General features: G+C 51.8%; 12 protein-coding genes. 11 read left to right on the top strand and 1 reads right to left on the bottom strand.

What is annotated here, in order from left to right; translation table 11 throughout:
- The first annotated feature begins 1 nt into the window (after nucleotide 1).
- The 11 genes from recG to CSK29544_RS04950 all read left to right on the top strand — a co-directional run bounded on the left by recG (nucleotide 2) and on the right by CSK29544_RS04950 (nucleotide 14256).
- Nucleotides 2–2083: an ATP-dependent DNA helicase RecG gene (gene recG / locus CSK29544_RS05000; protein ID WP_007894837.1), complete on the top strand. Its 2082-nt coding sequence runs from the start codon at nucleotides 2–4 to the stop codon at nucleotides 2081–2083.
- 559 nt (nucleotides 2084–2642) lie between these two features.
- Nucleotides 2643–3182 carry a fimbrial protein gene (locus CSK29544_RS04995; protein ID WP_007871942.1) on the top strand — a complete coding sequence of 180 codons (540 nt, stop codon included), beginning with the start codon at nucleotides 2643–2645 and terminating at the stop codon, nucleotides 3180–3182.
- Nucleotides 3183–3266: 84 nt separating this feature from the next.
- Entirely contained in the window at nucleotides 3267–3974 is a 708-nt protein-coding gene (locus CSK29544_RS04990; RefSeq protein WP_029039178.1) for a fimbrial biogenesis chaperone, read from the top strand.
- Nucleotides 3975–3987: 13 nt separating this feature from the next.
- Entirely contained in the window at nucleotides 3988–6450 is a 2463-nt protein-coding gene (locus tag CSK29544_RS04985; RefSeq protein WP_029039177.1) for a fimbria/pilus outer membrane usher protein, read from the top strand.
- 5 nt (nucleotides 6451–6455) lie between these two features.
- A complete protein-coding gene (locus CSK29544_RS04980; protein WP_007894849.1) occupies nucleotides 6456–7430 on the top strand; it encodes a fimbrial protein in 975 nt (324 codons plus the stop codon).
- A gap of 118 nt (nucleotides 7431–7548) precedes the next feature.
- Entirely contained in the window at nucleotides 7549–8112 is a 564-nt protein-coding gene (locus CSK29544_RS04975) for a fimbrial protein (RefSeq protein WP_007894852.1), read from the top strand.
- Between the two features lie 385 nt (nucleotides 8113–8497).
- Nucleotides 8498–9195, top strand: a protein-coding gene (locus CSK29544_RS04970; RefSeq protein WP_095033700.1) for an IS1-like element IS1B family transposase whose coding sequence is annotated in 2 segments (ribosomal slippage) — nucleotides 8498–8747 and nucleotides 8747–9195 — 699 coding nt in all. Because the reading frame shifts where the segments join, the coding sequence is not laid out codon by codon here.
- Nucleotides 9196–9587: 392 nt separating this feature from the next.
- A complete protein-coding gene (locus tag CSK29544_RS04965; RefSeq protein ID WP_029039550.1) occupies nucleotides 9588–10148 on the top strand; it encodes a fimbrial protein in 561 nt (186 codons plus the stop codon).
- Between the two features lie 57 nt (nucleotides 10149–10205).
- The gene (locus tag CSK29544_RS04960; protein WP_004387710.1) at nucleotides 10206–10781 is read left to right on the top strand and encodes a fimbrial protein; all 576 of its coding nucleotides are present in this window, start codon (nucleotides 10206–10208) and stop codon (nucleotides 10779–10781) included.
- 270 nt (nucleotides 10782–11051) lie between these two features.
- Complete coding sequence (locus CSK29544_RS04955; RefSeq protein WP_004387709.1) at nucleotides 11052–12452, top strand: nucleobase:cation symporter-2 family protein; 1401 nt, start codon at nucleotides 11052–11054, stop codon at nucleotides 12450–12452.
- Between the two features lie 121 nt (nucleotides 12453–12573).
- Nucleotides 12574–14256: an AsmA family protein gene (locus CSK29544_RS04950; RefSeq protein ID WP_007887561.1), complete on the top strand. Its 1683-nt coding sequence runs from the start codon at nucleotides 12574–12576 to the stop codon at nucleotides 14254–14256.
- Nucleotides 14257–14449: 193 nt separating this feature from the next.
- Here CSK29544_RS04950 and fabY read toward each other — a convergent pair whose 3' ends face one another.
- The gene (fabY, locus tag CSK29544_RS04945; RefSeq protein ID WP_007853129.1) at nucleotides 14450–15391 is read right to left on the bottom strand and encodes a fatty acid biosynthesis protein FabY; all 942 of its coding nucleotides are present in this window, start codon (nucleotides 15389–15391) and stop codon (nucleotides 14450–14452) included.
- Between the last annotated feature and the right edge of the window lie 37 nt (nucleotides 15392–15428).

Raw genomic sequence — 15428 nt, 5'->3', positions numbered from 1 at the left:
GATGCGCGGCCGTTTGCTGGATGCCATACCGCTAAGCTCACTGACCGGCGTGGGCGCCAGCCAGAGCGCAAAGCTCGCAAAAATCGGCCTGCATACTATTCAGGATCTGCTGCTACATTTTCCCCTGCGCTACGAAGACCGCACCCATCTTTACCCCATCAGTGATCTTCTGCCTGGCGTATACGCCACGGTGGAAGGCGAAGTGCTGAACTGCAATATTACGTTTGGCGGCCGCCGCATGATGACCTGCCAGATCAGCGACGGCACCGGCATCCTGACGATGCGCTTTTTCAATTTCAACGCCGCGATGAAAAACAGCCTGGCGACGGGCCGCCGCGTGCTGGCCTATGGCGAAGCAAAACGCGGTAAATATGGCGCGGAAATGATTCACCCTGAGTACCGTATTCAGGGTGATGTCAGCACGCCGGAAATGCAGGAAACCCTGACGCCCGTTTATCCAACCACTGAAGGGGTGCGTCAGGCAACGCTACGTAAGCTGACCGATCAGGCGCTGGAGCTGCTGGAAACGTGCGCCATTACCGAGCTGTTGCCGCCAGAGCTGTCACAGGGGCTAATGAGCCTACCGGAAGCGTTGCGTACGCTGCATCGCCCGCCGCCAGATATGAAGCTCGAAGATTTAGAGAGCGGCCAGCACCCTGCGCAGCGTCGTTTAATTCTGGAAGAGTTGCTGGCCCATAACCTGAGCATGCTGGCGCTTCGCGCCGGCGCACAGCGCTACCACGCACAGCCGCTTGAGGCTCGTGATGCGCTTAAGCAACAGCTGCTCGCCTCGCTGCCGTTCAAACCCACCGGCGCGCAGGCGCGCGTGGTGGCGGAAATCGAGCGCGATATGGCGCTGGATATTCCCATGATGCGGCTGGTTCAGGGCGATGTCGGCTCCGGCAAAACGCTGGTGGCAGCACTTGCCGCGTTGCGCGCGATCGCGAATGGCAAGCAGGTGGCGCTGATGGCACCCACGGAACTGCTCGCCGAACAACACGCCAACAATTTCCGCAACTGGTTCGCGCCGCTCGGGATTGAAGTGGGCTGGCTGGCGGGCAAGCAAAAAGGAAAAGCGCGCCAGGCGCAGCAGGAAGCCATCGCCAGCGGCCAGGTTTCTATGGTCGTCGGCACACATGCGATTTTCCAGGAACAGGTACAGTTTAATGGCCTGGCGTTGGTCATCATTGATGAACAGCACCGCTTTGGCGTGCATCAGCGTCTGGCGCTCTGGGAAAAAGGACAGCAGCAAGGCTTTCATCCGCATCAGCTGATCATGACCGCCACGCCAATACCCCGCACGCTGGCCATGACGGCGTATGCCGATCTGGATACGTCCGTTATCGATGAACTGCCGCCAGGCCGCACACCCGTCACCACCGTTGCCATTCCTGACACACGTCGCGGCGATATTATTGAGCGCGTACGCAGCGCCTGTCTGGAAGAAGGCCGTCAGGCATACTGGGTATGTACGCTGATTGAAGAGTCGGAGCTGCTGGAAGCGCAGGCCGCGGAAGCGACCTGGGAAGAACTGAAAACCACGCTGCCTGAACTTAACGTCGGACTGGTGCATGGCCGTATGAAACCTGCCGAAAAACAGGCCGTGATGCAGGCGTTTAAGCAGGGCGAGATGCATCTTCTGGTCGCGACCACCGTTATTGAAGTCGGCGTGGATGTTCCTAACGCCAGCCTGATGATTATCGAAAACCCGGAGCGACTCGGCCTTGCGCAGCTTCATCAGCTGCGCGGGCGCGTCGGGCGCGGCGCGGTGGCCTCGCATTGTGTACTGCTCTACAAATCTCCGCTCTCGAAGACAGCGCAGATTCGCTTGCAGGTGCTTCGCGACAGCAACGATGGCTTTGTGATAGCACAAAAAGATCTCGAGATACGGGGGCCTGGAGAGCTGCTCGGCACTCGTCAGACGGGCAATGCCGAATTCAAAGTGGCGGATCTGTTACGCGATCAGGCAGTTATTCCTGAAGTGCAGCGAATCGCACGACATATTCATGAGCGTTATCCCGAGCAGGCAGCAGCATTGATCGAGCGCTGGATGCCGGAAACCGAGCGGTATTCTAACGCCTGAAGTGACTTGTACTTTTATCATCGCTAATTTTATTCGTTTTTCGGTTCTATGCTCTGGAATTTTATATGTTTACCCCTTCAGCTTGTTGTCGCTGCCGCCAAGACGGAACCTATTCTTTCTCAATAAAAGCCCTGTGAGCATTCATTGAATGCATAAAATCACTTTTTAATAATTCACATTTAAAATCTTATATAAGCGCATAAACATATATCTATTATATGTATCACTTCATTTATATTATTCTGCAAGCGGGAAAAGAGAGATAAAAATGAGAATTTTGCCTGCCCGCTTTCAGAAAATAAAGCTTAAATCCATAACCACGTAACACAACACATTCATTAGTCAAATAATACATTCCCCCTCTGATTTAATGGCAAAGCACAATTAGTCAAGAAACAAAAAGACCGCATTGCCAATAATCCACCTCACAATTAATTGTGCGATATCACTACCCAGAATCAATATTGGCTTCGTAGCCTTCCTGCCAGCGCACAAATTTTAATTCAGGATGATATGTGGTCTGAATTTTCAGGCTATTTACAATAAGGGAGTGGTTATTATGAAAAAATATGCATTAGTGCTTGCGCTGAATGCCATTCTCGCAGCGGGAGTGGTTCAGGCTGCAGAAAATGATGTTTCAGCGACGCTTTCTGTATCAGGCACAGTTAAAGATGCGTCCGTGGGTTGTACAATTGAATTTGTTCAGCCGACTGTCGATATGGGAAGCCGTGATATCGATTCTTTGCCATTGCAGGGACATCATGTCGATGGAGCTCAACTCACCGCGGTCACAGCAAACTTTATCGGCAACTGTACCAAAGATGGCCAGTTAGCTCCGAACCTCTCATTTACCGGCATCGTTGATGATGCAGAGGGTAATGCACTGGTTAACACTGCAACCGGTTCTACCGCAGCGACAGGATTAGGCGTTGGCATTTACTCTTATGCAGGCAATGTGATTACGCCTAACGGTAGTCCTGTTATAGGTACCGGTAAAGAGAGCACCATGTTTTATATAGGCATGGTGAAACTTAACGGTGCTACCCCGACACCGGGCCAGGTTCAGTCATCATTAACCATGCAGATAGAATCACTGTAAAACGTTATTTTTAAACCATCAGGCCCGGTGATGTTTATTCATCATCGGGTTTGCATTCACTGTAAGTATTTTAGGTTTTATAAAATGAGAAAATTGATCCTGACGACAATTCTTGCCGCAAGCTGCTGGTCAGGAATGGGCCATGCTGCCCTGACATTGAGCGCAGATCGTCTGGTTTATAGTGAAAAAGATGGCGATGCGTCCATCACTATTCACAGTAATGAAGATCGCGCCTATTTAGTGCAGTCCTGGCTGGATGCCGGCGACAGTACGGTAAAAAAAGATTTGCCCTTTGTGGTGACACCACCGCTGTTTCGCCTGGCGCCCAAAAGCGACAACGTTATTCGTATCGTTTACCTGGGTAATGGTTTGCCAGCCGATCGCGAAAGCCTTTTCTGGCTGGATGTAAAGGGCGTACCTGGATTAACTGATGAAGAGTCGAAAGTACCCAACCGCATGGTACTGGCAATCAATAATCGCATTAAATTTTTCTACCGGCCCGCAGGCCTGCAAGGCGACCCTGGCGATGGCGTAAAAAATGCTCACTGGAGCCACTCAGGTAATAAATTATCTGTTAAAAACTCATCACCTTATTACCTGGTATTAAGCAAAATTATTGCTGATAAAGAATCTATTAAGGTTTCTGTTGTAGATAATAATACAGTGATCCCACCTTTTGGAGAAAAGTCATACACGCTCAAACATACTCCAGCGAGCGGTTCCAGCGTTGAGTGGGATGGTATTAACGATTTTGGCGTGACCTCTCAAACTTATTCTCAGCACCTTGAATAAATGAAAGGGCGCTATGCGTGGTAGCAAAGTAAAATGGCTCGCCTCGTTTGTCATGTCAGCCATTTTTTGCCGAACGGTGACAGCAGGAGAGTATTTTGATCCTGGTCTGCTCCAGAATATTGATGGGAAAGCCGCATTAAGCGACACAAGCTTATTGAGTCAGGGCTATCAGCCCGCCGGAACGTATCGCGTTCATATCAACGTGAACGAAAAACCGATAATGATGAGCAGCGTGCGGTTTGAGTCGGATAAAAATAAGCAGCTGGTTGCCTGCCTTTCTTTCAAAGCGTACCAAAAGCTTGGGGTGGATATGAGCAAGGTTAGTTCTAAAGCAGAAGACAACGAACTCAAAAACACCTGTGTGCCTATGGAAGAGCAAGTTCCAGGGGCTAAATCGTCTTTCGATTTCTCAAAGCTGCAGCTGGACATTACCCTACCCCAAACAGTACTACGTGATGAAAGTGTTCAGGGAGTTCCTGAAGAAGAGTGGGATGATGGCATTCCGGCGATTATTAGTAATTATCAGCTATCAGGCCAGCAATACCTTAAAAAAGGCGAGGGCACGGAAGACTCCACCTACGCCAACCTGACAAATGGCGTGAACATTGGCGCGTGGCGTTATCGCAATAACTCGGCGATCAGTAACAGCGAAGGCTGGCAGAGCATCACCAATTACGTTGAAACTGCGATCCATACACTGAAAAGCGAACTGACCGTTGGGGATTCCAGCACACCCGGCGATGTCTTCGACAGCTTGCTGATTCGGGGCGTACAGCTTTCTTCCGATGACGATATGCTGCCTGACCAACTCAATGGGTTTGCGCCCATTATTCGCGGTATCGCCAAAAGCAATGCACGAGTCACGGTACGCGAAAATGGTTACGTAATTTATCAGCGCTCTGTGCCGCCGGGGCCCTTCGTCATCAGCGATCTCGCCTCGGTGTCAGACGGCGGAAAATTAGACGTTGTCGTAACGGAAGCGGATGGTTCGGAGACACATAACACCCTCGCTTATTCCAGTGTGCCGCAGTTATTACGAACCGGACAGATGAAGTACAACCTGTCGGCAGGGCGTTATATGTCCGGTACCAGTTCGTTTGAGCATAAACCTGATGTTATACAAGCGGTCATAAGTCGTGGCTTGCCGCTGAATACTACGCTCTACGGTGGTGCGCAATATCATGACCGCTACCGGGCATTTAGCCTGGGTCTGGGCATGGATATGAAAAGCCTGGGAGGTATCGCAGCCGATCTCACCGAGAGTAAAGGTCGCCGTGGTAATTCACAGGAAGCCGACGGAAAAATGATACGCCTGACGTACCGTAATTACATTCCTGATAGTGATACACAGATTCAGGTAGATAACCGCTATTACACTGGCGATTACCTTTCTTTCAGCGACTGGGCAACAGCAGAAGATTTGTTTGCAGATACGCGCAGGCGTCGGGAATATAATCTGTCGATTAACCAGTCGTTTGATGACACCAATAGCTTCTATACCACGCTGAGTCGTAGCGAAAACATGGATAACTCTGTGTCTCGCATGTGGCAAATCGGCTGGAATGGTTCATTGAAAACGGTGAGCTTTTCCTTAGCTTACAGTATGTCTCGTAGCGAGAGTGAAGCCCGTTGGGATAAACAACTGGCGTTAACGCTGTCGATCCCTCTGAGCGAAACCTTCCCTACGACGCAGCCAATGGTCAATTACACGGCAACCTCAGGCCTGGAAAGGGACCTTAATAATCAGTTGGGCATTAACGGAAAATTTGGCGATAGCCAGGATATGCACTGGAACACCCAACTCTCGTACGCGGCAAAACATGGCGAATCGAGCACAAAATCTGGCTCTGCCGGGTTCGATTACCAGGGCAACTACGGCGATCTGAACGTTACTTACAACGCCGATCAAAATAATTATATTTCCTGGAATGCCTCGGGCAGCGTGGTAGGGCATCGTCATGGCGTGACATTTGGGCGTAACTCCACAGGCAGTATGGCGCTGGTATCTATACCTGGTGTACCAGACGTACCGCTGGAAGGTGGGCAGGATTTACATACTGACTCACGTGGCTATGCGCTGGCTACGGATTTACGTTCTTACCACCGCAACAGCCTGAGCGTTGATACGCAAAAGGCAGGTAAAGATATCGATTTCGCCAGTACGTCAACTCAGCTTGTACCTACAAAAGACGCCGTCGTATTGGCTGAATTTACCGCTATCCGCGGTCGCAAAGCGGTATTTACGATTAATTATAAAGGTGAAGTTCTGCCCTTTGGCACAAGAGCGCATATTGAAGGTATGGATAACGCCTATTACGTAGGCGATAAAAGCCAGGTTTATCTCAACGCCGTACCGGATAAAGGCATATTAACTTTTAAATGGGGTGAAGATAAAAGCTGTTCTACTCCCTTTGAGATGCCGGTAAACCAGACGCCAGCATTACCGATTGTTTTACTCACTCTCAACTGTCAGTAAAGATTATGAACATCTATTTTCGACTGGCGAAAAGCGCCGCAATAGTCATGTTAATAAAAGGTCTGATAGCGCCAGTATATGCCAGCGACTGTAACCTGAAACAAAAGCCGTCGAATGTGACAATACCTGTTACGATCCAGTTGCCAGACAACATCACAATGATGCCGGTCGGCAGCGTTATTTATAAAAAAGAAGCGAGTCTGGCCGAACTCAGTGGATCACACGATATTATTAGCACAGCGTGTAAAGCTGAAATTAGTCAGCTCCTTAATGGAAAGATGCCAGGCCGACAAAATGGGCAAGACACCTATGCCACGGCATTACCAGGCCTGGGTATTCGCATCACGATGATCTATGACAAACCGGGCTCCGCGCACAGAGAGTGGATATTGCCCTTTTCTGCGCAAACGCGTGACTTAAGTAATAAAACGATTACGTCTGATGATATTAAACTGCGGCTGGAAGCGATAAAAACGGGGACAATAACGTCGGGCGGCATACTCAGTTTTCGTATTCCTTCTCTGATAACGCTTAATGACAACTCTTTTGTCGTCAATCTGGCGATGGCCCTTATTTCACCGAAAGCGCACTGCATGATTCAGGTGGTGAACCCTCAGATTGACTTGCCGCCTGTCAAAATCAGCGAGCTCAAGTCTAATAGCGGAATAACAGCGCAATCGGTCAATGTAAATTTATTGTGTATGAATACCCGCAGGGCCAGCATCAATATTGAAGGTTTAACCGATGCGAACAACCCGACCGTATTCAAAAACGTAGCGCCAGATAGTCATGCCGAGAATGTCGGTATTGAAATGTTATTTAATGGCACAGTAATGCGTCCTAATTCCCCGCTGGATTTATCATTGCCTAACCAAAACAGTTATCCATTACCGCTTTCTGTTCGTTATGCAAAAACCAGTAACAATCTGACAGGAGGTAAAGTAAAAGCGCAAATCACCTTGCGTATAAACTATCTTTAACAATGTTAATAAGCATATAGAATTTATTTGCCAGAAATATGGAAAAGTATTCTTGCGCGTTATGTGCAGGATTGCTTTTCGCCTATTTCAATCTGAAAATTTTAAAGGATATAAAATTATGAAAAAGTCTGTATTAGGATTAGCCGTTTATGCACTGTTTATGGTTGGCGCAGCTCAGGCTGAAACTAACCCGAACGATGTTTCCGCGACACTGAGCGTAACCGGTACAGTTGTAGAAAGTGTTTCCGAACTGTGTTCCGTAAACCTTTCTACCAACAGCATTAACCTTGAAAGCGATGTAGCTGACCTGGTCAACCAGGGCGACGCAACGCTGATCAATGCGGCCGGTGTGAAAACCGTTCGTCTGTCTATTAATGGCGGTAGCGAATGCCAGGATCAGGTTGCTCAGGGAAAAATGGCATATAAATTCACCGGTACTGCAGATGACGCTGATGGCACCGTACTGGCCAATGGCAATGTTTCCACTGGCGCAGCGACGGGTGTAGGCATCGGCCTGTTTACGGTTGATCACACGCCAATCAAAATTAACCAAGACACCATGACTGCAACGTCTAACGTAGGTGGCGACATTCTGGCCATCAATATGGTTAAACTGAATGGTCAGAAAGCCGTTGCGGGTGACGTAGCGGGTTCCTTAACGATTGAAATTGAACGTCTGTGATTTAATTACAGCGCAGTGTAGTTAAGTTTTAAACTATTCTGAAAATATAATAATGCAGGCACCCTTACAGGGGTGCACTGCATTTTTAAAGTTGCACCTAATAAATTTGTTTAATTTTTAGGTCAGCAACCGCAGCATATAAAACAGTTATACTGGCTGACAACTGATGGCCGGAAGTGCCTGACTTCCAATGCATAATGTAAGTAATCTGGCAGCAGATTAAGAAAATACACCGCCTTAAAGCATTAAGAGCAAGCGATTTTCCCGGAACGCTCTCTACCTTCTTGTATAAAGACGACACCCCGGGCAAGGCACTCTGAAGCAAGGGTTGGTGATGCTGCCAACTTACTGATTTAGTGTATGATGGTGTTTTTGAGGTGCTCCAGTGGCTTCTGTTTCTATCAGCTGTCCCTCCTGTTCAGCTACTGACGGGGTGGTGCGTAACGGCAAAAGCACCGCCGGACATCAGCGCTATCTCTGCTCTCACTGCCGTAAAACATGGCAACTGCAGTTCACTTACACCGCTTCTCAACCCGGTACGCACCAGAAAATCATTGATATGGCCATGAATGGCGTTGGATGCCGGGCAACCGCCCGCATTATGGGCGTTGGCCTCAACACGATTTTCCGCCATTTAAAAAACTCAGGCCGCAGTCGGTAACCTCGCGCATACAGCCGGGCAGTGACGTCATCGTCTGCGCGGAAATGGACGAACAGTGGGGATACGTCGGGGCTAAATCGCGCCAGCGCTGGCTGTTTTACGCGTATGACAGGCTCCGGAAGACGGTTGTTGCGCACGTATTCGGTGAACGCACTATGGCGACGCTGGGGCGTCTTATGAGCCTGCTGTCACCCTTTGACGTGGTGATATGGATGACGGATGGCTGGCCGCTGTATGAATCCCGCCTGAAGGGAAAGCTGCACGTAATCAGCAAGCGATATACGCAGCGAATTGAGCGGCATAACCTGAATCTGAGGCAGCACCTGGCACGGCTGGGACGGAAGTCGCTGTCGTTCTCAAAATCGGTGGAGCTGCATGACAAAGTCATCGGGCATTATCTGAACATAAAACACTATCAATAAGTTGGAGTCATTACCGCAAGGGTTAAAGATTTCCGTCTTACTGCTGAAGATAGTATTTCAGGGGCATTGTTGAGCCATAGATTCTAAGCATCATCTAAGGCGATTCGTCCCGTGGTCGTCTTATTGCCAGAATTTAATACCCACACTTAAAAGAACGCGAATAATTTATGCAGACATCCGTATGACTGCAATGTATCGGCGACGTTAGCGTTGATGCCGTACAGCCTTAGAAACCAGGTAAATACCCTAACATATCTACATGATTAAATATGACTTATTTTCAAAATGTTAAATTCAAAAGTTAAACATGGAGGATCTCACGCCTGACCGGCATTGAATTTCGAATATTTGAATACGTTTACCATCTGTATAAACAACTGTAAGGGAACAACATGAAAAAAAATTTTTTTAAAATAACGCTTTCTGCTCTGCTGCTGGCAAGTACAGCCCATGCTATAGCGGAAACACAGGATCAATCCGCAACCCTCGCTGTCACTGGCAAACTCAGTAATACGGCGGCAGACTGCGAGGTGACTTTGTCAAAAAACGTCATCACTCTTAATTCAACATCCGGCAGCCTAATTGAACAAGGGCAAAATGCCACCGATCCAGCCCTCATCACCTTTTCGGTTAAGGGTTCGGATGACTTTACGCAATGCAGTGAAGAAGTTTACAACGGGAAAGTTGCCATTAAATTTACCGGCAGCTTTGACAATGCTGACGGTAATGTTTTTTCGAATACTGACACAAGTGGAAATGCCGCCTCTGGTGTAGGTATTGGTTTATTTAAGAGTGATAAAACACCTATTGATGTACGTGAAACTTATACCATTGCGGATAAGACAAATTATTCCACCAATTTTATTGGGATACAGTTAGTAAAACTGAAAGGCCAGACGGTTACTTCCGGCTCCGTCACAGGCAATATTACGTTCCAGATAGAGCGTCTTTAATCCATTATTTACTGAAACACATATTTACCTATTGATATTCATGTCAAGGAGAAACTCATGAAATTAAATAAAATCACAGGATTAATGATTACTGGCTTGCTCTTCGCAGGCGCGGCTCAGGCAAGTGTTTCGTCTGAGGATATGCCCGCCTCACTGTCTGTCACCGGAAAACTTTCTTCTGTAAATCAAGGGTGCAGAGTGACACTTTCTCAGGAGAGTGTTTCTTTTACGGTTGACACGTCACAACTGGTATCGCAGGGAGATAACGCTACCGCTCCCCAGGCCATTTCCGTTTTTATCAATGGTGCTGATAAAGACGGGGCCTGCGCCGATGCCGTTTCAAACGGTCATATCGCGGTGAAATTTATGGGGCAAGCTGATAATGCTGAAGGCACAACTTTAGCAAATCAATATGCGTCCTCAGGGAACGCAGCCAGCGGTGTGGGCATTGGTTTTTTTGCAGAAGATGACACGCCTCTTGCTATTAATAATGACTTGTTAAAGGTCAGCAAAATCACTTTATCGCATTTAGGTAAAGTCAGCTTCGGCGTCCAGCCGGTTAAGCTGGCTAACCAAAATGTCACCGCTGGCGGTGTTTCAGGCGCAGTCACGGTACAGATCGAACGGCTTTAATTTTTTACCGCCTTTCCACTGGAAAGGCGGTTTTTCCTGTTCGCCCTAAAACTCACTTCATTTTTTAATGCGTGTCAGCAGTAACGATGCGCAGACATTAACTTTGTTCGTGTCATGAATGTCTGTCAGGCAGCACAGACTGATGGCGGTAAATCGCGTCATGGATACGGATTTCCGTTTTTTCAGGCAGGTATGCTCGCCGTTTGCAATCGTTTGCTTTTGTGATGCACTTCGCTAGAATGTCCGCTTTTCCACCGTGGGATTATGTCAATGTCCATTAACACCCTTGAGTCTGAAAACGCGCAATCGGTTGCGCCCGCGCGAAATAGCGAACTCATCTATCGTCTGGAAGACCGGCCGCCGCTGCCGCAAACGCTGTTTGCCGCCTGCCAGCATCTTCTGGCGATGTTCGTTGCGGTGATTACGCCTGCGCTGCTGATTTGTCAGGCTCTTGGGCTGCCCGCGCAGGACACCCAGCACATCATCAGCATGTCGCTGTTTGCCTCCGGTGTGGCATCGATTATTCAGATTAAAGCGTGGGGGCCGGTCGGCTCCGGGCTGCTTTCCATTCAGGGCACCAGCTTTAACTTTGTGGCACCGCTCATTATGGGCGGGACGGCGCTGAAGACCGGCGGCGCGGACGTGCCAACCATGATGGCCGCACTGTTCGGCACTCTAATGCTGGCAAGCTGCACCGAAATGGTCATCTCCCGCGTTCTTCACCTGGCGCGCCGCATTATCACGCCGCTGGTTTCCGGTGTGGTGGTGATGATTATCGGTCTGTCGCTGATTCAGGTCGGGCTGACGTCAATTGGCGGCGGCTATGCTGCGATGAGCGATCACACCTTCGGCGCGCCGAAAAACCTGCTGCTGGCAGGCGCAGTGCTGGCGGTAATCATTCTGCTTAACCGCCAGCGTAACCCGTACCTGCGCGTCGCCTCGCTGGTGATTGCGATGGCGGTGGGTTATCTGCTGGCCTGGGCGATGGACATGCTGCCGCAAAGCGTGGCACCTGCGCAGAGCGCGCTGATTATGATCCCCACCCCGCTGCATTACGGGCTTGGCATCGACTGGAACCTGCTGCTGCCGCTGATGCTGGTCTTTATGATCACCTCGCTTGAAACCATCGGCGATATCACCGCCACCTCTGACGTCTCCGAACAGCCCGTTTCCGGCCCGCTGTATATGAAGCGCCTGAAAGGCGGCGTGCTGGCGAACGGGCTGAACTCGTTTGTCTCCGCCGTGTTCAACACTTTCCCGAACTCCTGCTTTGGACAAAACAACGGCGTTATCCAGTTAACAGGCGTCGCCAGCCGCTATGTCGGCTTTGTGGTGGCGCTGATGCTGATTGTGCTCGGCCTGTTCCCGGCGGTGAGCGGTTTCGTTCAGCATATCCCTGAGCCGGTGCTGGGCGGCGCGACAATTGTGATGTTCGGCACCATTGCGGCGTCCGGCGTGCGTATCGTCTCCCGCGAGCCGTTAAACCGCCGCGCGATCATGATTATCGCGCTGTCGCTGGCGGTGGGCCTCGGCGTTTCTCAGCAGCCGCTGATCCTGCAGTTCGCGCCGGACTGGGTGAAAAACCTGCTTTCCTCCGGCATCGCCGCGGGCGGCATCACCGCCATTGTGCTGAATCTGATTTTCCCGCCGGAAAAACAGACCAACGACTGATCCCCTGCCGATGGCGGCGCCACGCCGCCATCGCCGACACCTCCGTTGACAATCCCCGCCTTGAGCAATTCGCCTGAATAGTGCATAAATCCATCATCGGAAGTTCACAGGATGGAAGACAATGAAATTTCTCGGAAAGCTCATCATTGCGCTGATCGCCGCCGTTCTGCTGATTCTGCTCGTGCTTTACGTGCTGTTGCAGACGCGCTGGGGCGCGGGCTGGCTCACCGGCTGGGTGAACCAGCACAGCGGCTATCACATCACCTTTGATGAAATGGACCACAGCTTTTCCGCGCCTTCGCATCTGGTGCTCAAAAATGTGACGTTCGGGCGCAGCGGCCAGCCCGCCACGCTGGTGGCGCAAAAGGTCGATATCGGGCTGAGCAGCCGACAGGTTACCGAGCCGATGCACGTCGATACCATTTTGCTCTACAAAGGCACGCTGAATTTATCCCCTTCCACCGCGCCGCTGCCGTTTCGTGCCGACCGCCTTCAGCTAAGCGATATGGCGTTTAACAGCCCGAAAACCGGCTGGGATCTCAGCGCGCAGCGCGTTAGCGGAGGTATCAGCCCGTGGCTGCCGGAGGCCGGGAAAATCCTCGGCAGCAAAGCGGATATCGCCCTGAGCGCAGGCTCGCTGACGCTAAATGGCATGCCCGCCAGCAATGTGCTGGTGCAGGGCGAAATTAACAATGACGAAGTGACTATCACCAATCTCGGTGCCGATATCGCCCGCGGCGCGCTTACCGGCAACGCGCGTCGGTTAGCGAACGGCGGCTGGGTGGTGGATAACCTGCGCTTAAGCGATATCCGTCTGCAAACCGCGAAATCGGTAAGCGATCTGCTGCAACCGCTGACGACGCTCCCCTCGCTTGCGCTTGGCCGCGTTGACGTGACTGACGCGCGGCTTGAAGGGCCAGGCTGGGCGGCAACCGATCTGGATATCAGCCTGCGCAATCTGACGCTCGTGAACGGCAGCTGGCAGAGCGATGACGGCAAGGTGTCGATGAACGCCAGCGAGGTGGTTTACGGCTCGCTGCATTTTCTCGACCCTATCGTGAACGCCGATTTGTCAGCGCAGGGCGTGGCGCTGCGACAGTTTAGCTCGCGCTGGGAAGGCGGCATGGTGAGAACTTCCGGCGACTGGCAGCGGGCAGGCAACGCGCTGACGCTCGACGAGCTGGCCCTGGCGGGGCTTGAATACACGCTGCCTGCCGACTGGAAAAAGCGCTGGCAGGAGAAGCTGCCCGCGTGGCTGCAAACCGTGACGGTGAAAAAGCTCTCCGGCAGCCGAAATTTGATTATCGATATCGATCCTGACTGGCCGTTCCAGCTCACCGCACTGGACGCGTGGGGCAATAATCTGCAACTGGCACGTAACGGCGAATGGGGGATCTGGGGCGGCAACGCCACGCTGAACGCCGCCGCCGCGACGTTTAACCGCGTCGATGTGCGCCGCCCGTCGCTGACGCTGAACGCGAACCCTTCCACCATCGCCATTAGCGAGCTGAGCGCATTTGCGGGCCAGGGCATGTTGCAGGCCACCGCGACGATTTCTCAGCTACCGCAGAGAATGACAACGGTGAGCCTGAATGGTCGCGCGGTGCCGATTAACGTGCTGCATAACTGGGGATGGCCGCAGGTGCCGCTGGAGGGTGACGGTAATTTACAGCTCACCGCGAGCGGCAGTCTGGCGGCAGACGCGCCGCTGCGCCCAAGCGTTAACGGGCAGTTGCAGGCGACAGGGAAAAGCGGGCAGCAGGTCCAGCAAACCATGCAGAACGGCGTGGTGCCGGGGGCGTGATGGCCCTTATGGTGTAGGGCATGTAGGAAGCGACGGCAGGTGCGCTGCGCTTACCTGCCCTACGTTATCGCCTTAATGTCAGGGATCGTAGGGTGGGTAAGCGCAGCGCACCCACCAAACAACCAGCCCAAACTCTTGTAGGGCGGGTAAGCGCAGCGCACCCACCGGATCAAAAAACACCCGGCCCTGACGCCTACTCCTCCTCGTTACCGCCCTCTTCCAGCGGCCCGAAAGGTTTGGCGGGCAACACAATATAAATGCCTTCAAACACCGCGCCGGGCGTCTCGTCGCCCGTGAGTTCCACCTGCAGCTGCACGCGCGCTTTGCGCCCGCGCGCCAGACGGTCGAGATCGCCGCTGAGCGACCCTAAATCGGCCACCGCGCCGGGCTTACCGGTAATCGGTCGGCTGTAACGAATATGCGCGTCGGCCAGAATAATCGTCCCGCCCAGATGCCGCTCGCGCAGCATCAGCCAGATAAGCCCCCAGCCCGTCAGCGTCGCCAGGGAAAACAGGCTGCCTGCGAACAGCGTATGGTGCGGATTCTGGTTGCCGGTCTCCGGCATCGTGGTAATAAATTTCTGCCCGGTATATTGCAGAATGCGCACGCCCATCTTTTCGCTAAGCGGAATATGCTGATACCACGCCTGCTGCAACTGCGCGCACCAGTCGGCACGGTGGAGAATATCATCCAGCGAGGCTATCGGTTTAATCATCAGAAAGTGGCGCAGCGGCGTGGTTTGCGGCGTGGTTATCTCGCCTTCATTCACAAACCCCAGCTTGGCGAAGAATTCCACGGCATCCTCGCGCGCGCTACAGACCACGCGCTTCACGCCTTCCTGGCGCGCGACCGACTCCAGCGTCATCGCCACCAGCGTGCCGAGCCCTTTCTCCTGCACCGCCGGGTCGACTGCCATAAACCGGATCGAGCCTTCGTTATCGGCATTGATATAGAGCCGCCCGATGGCGACAGGATTGCCCTCTTCATCCACCACCATCTGATGGTGAGCCATCGCGTCGTAGGCGTCCCGCTCTGAGCCTTTCGGCTGATGCAGCGGCTTGCGTAACATCTCCCAGCGGAACTGGTAGTAGCGCTCAAGTTCTTCTTCTGTTTCGGGTACACGAAGGTGATACATAGCGGTACTCTCTCTTGTTGTGCGCGGCCACGATGGC

Origin of the sequence: Cronobacter sakazakii (assembly GCF_000982825.1) — a bacterium.
Lineage (GTDB): Bacteria > Pseudomonadota > Gammaproteobacteria > Enterobacterales > Enterobacteriaceae > Cronobacter > Cronobacter sakazakii.
This window is presented reverse-complemented; position numbering and strand designations above follow the sequence as displayed.

Excerpts from the sequence above, each read along its gene's own strand:
- CSK29544_RS04995 (WP_007871942.1), top strand. The coding sequence starts at position 2,643 with ATGAAAAAATATGCATTAGTGCTTGCGCTGAATGCCATTCTCGCAGCG.
- fabY (WP_007853129.1), bottom strand. The coding sequence starts at position 15,391 with ATGTATCACCTTCGTGTACCCGAAACAGAAGAAGAACTTGAGCGCTAC.
- CSK29544_RS04980 (WP_007894849.1), top strand. The coding sequence starts at position 6,456 with ATGAACATCTATTTTCGACTGGCGAAAAGCGCCGCAATAGTCATGTTA.
- CSK29544_RS04985 (WP_029039177.1), top strand. The coding sequence starts at position 3,988 with ATGCGTGGTAGCAAAGTAAAATGGCTCGCCTCGTTTGTCATGTCAGCC.
- CSK29544_RS04955 (WP_004387709.1), top strand. The coding sequence starts at position 11,052 with ATGTCCATTAACACCCTTGAGTCTGAAAACGCGCAATCGGTTGCGCCC.
- CSK29544_RS04965 (WP_029039550.1), top strand. The coding sequence starts at position 9,588 with ATGAAAAAAAATTTTTTTAAAATAACGCTTTCTGCTCTGCTGCTGGCA.
- recG (WP_007894837.1), top strand. The coding sequence starts at position 2 with ATGCGCGGCCGTTTGCTGGATGCCATACCGCTAAGCTCACTGACCGGC.
- CSK29544_RS04990 (WP_029039178.1), top strand. The coding sequence starts at position 3,267 with ATGAGAAAATTGATCCTGACGACAATTCTTGCCGCAAGCTGCTGGTCA.
- CSK29544_RS04960 (WP_004387710.1), top strand. The coding sequence starts at position 10,206 with ATGAAATTAAATAAAATCACAGGATTAATGATTACTGGCTTGCTCTTC.
- CSK29544_RS04950 (WP_007887561.1), top strand. The coding sequence starts at position 12,574 with ATGAAATTTCTCGGAAAGCTCATCATTGCGCTGATCGCCGCCGTTCTG.
- CSK29544_RS04975 (WP_007894852.1), top strand. The coding sequence starts at position 7,549 with ATGAAAAAGTCTGTATTAGGATTAGCCGTTTATGCACTGTTTATGGTT.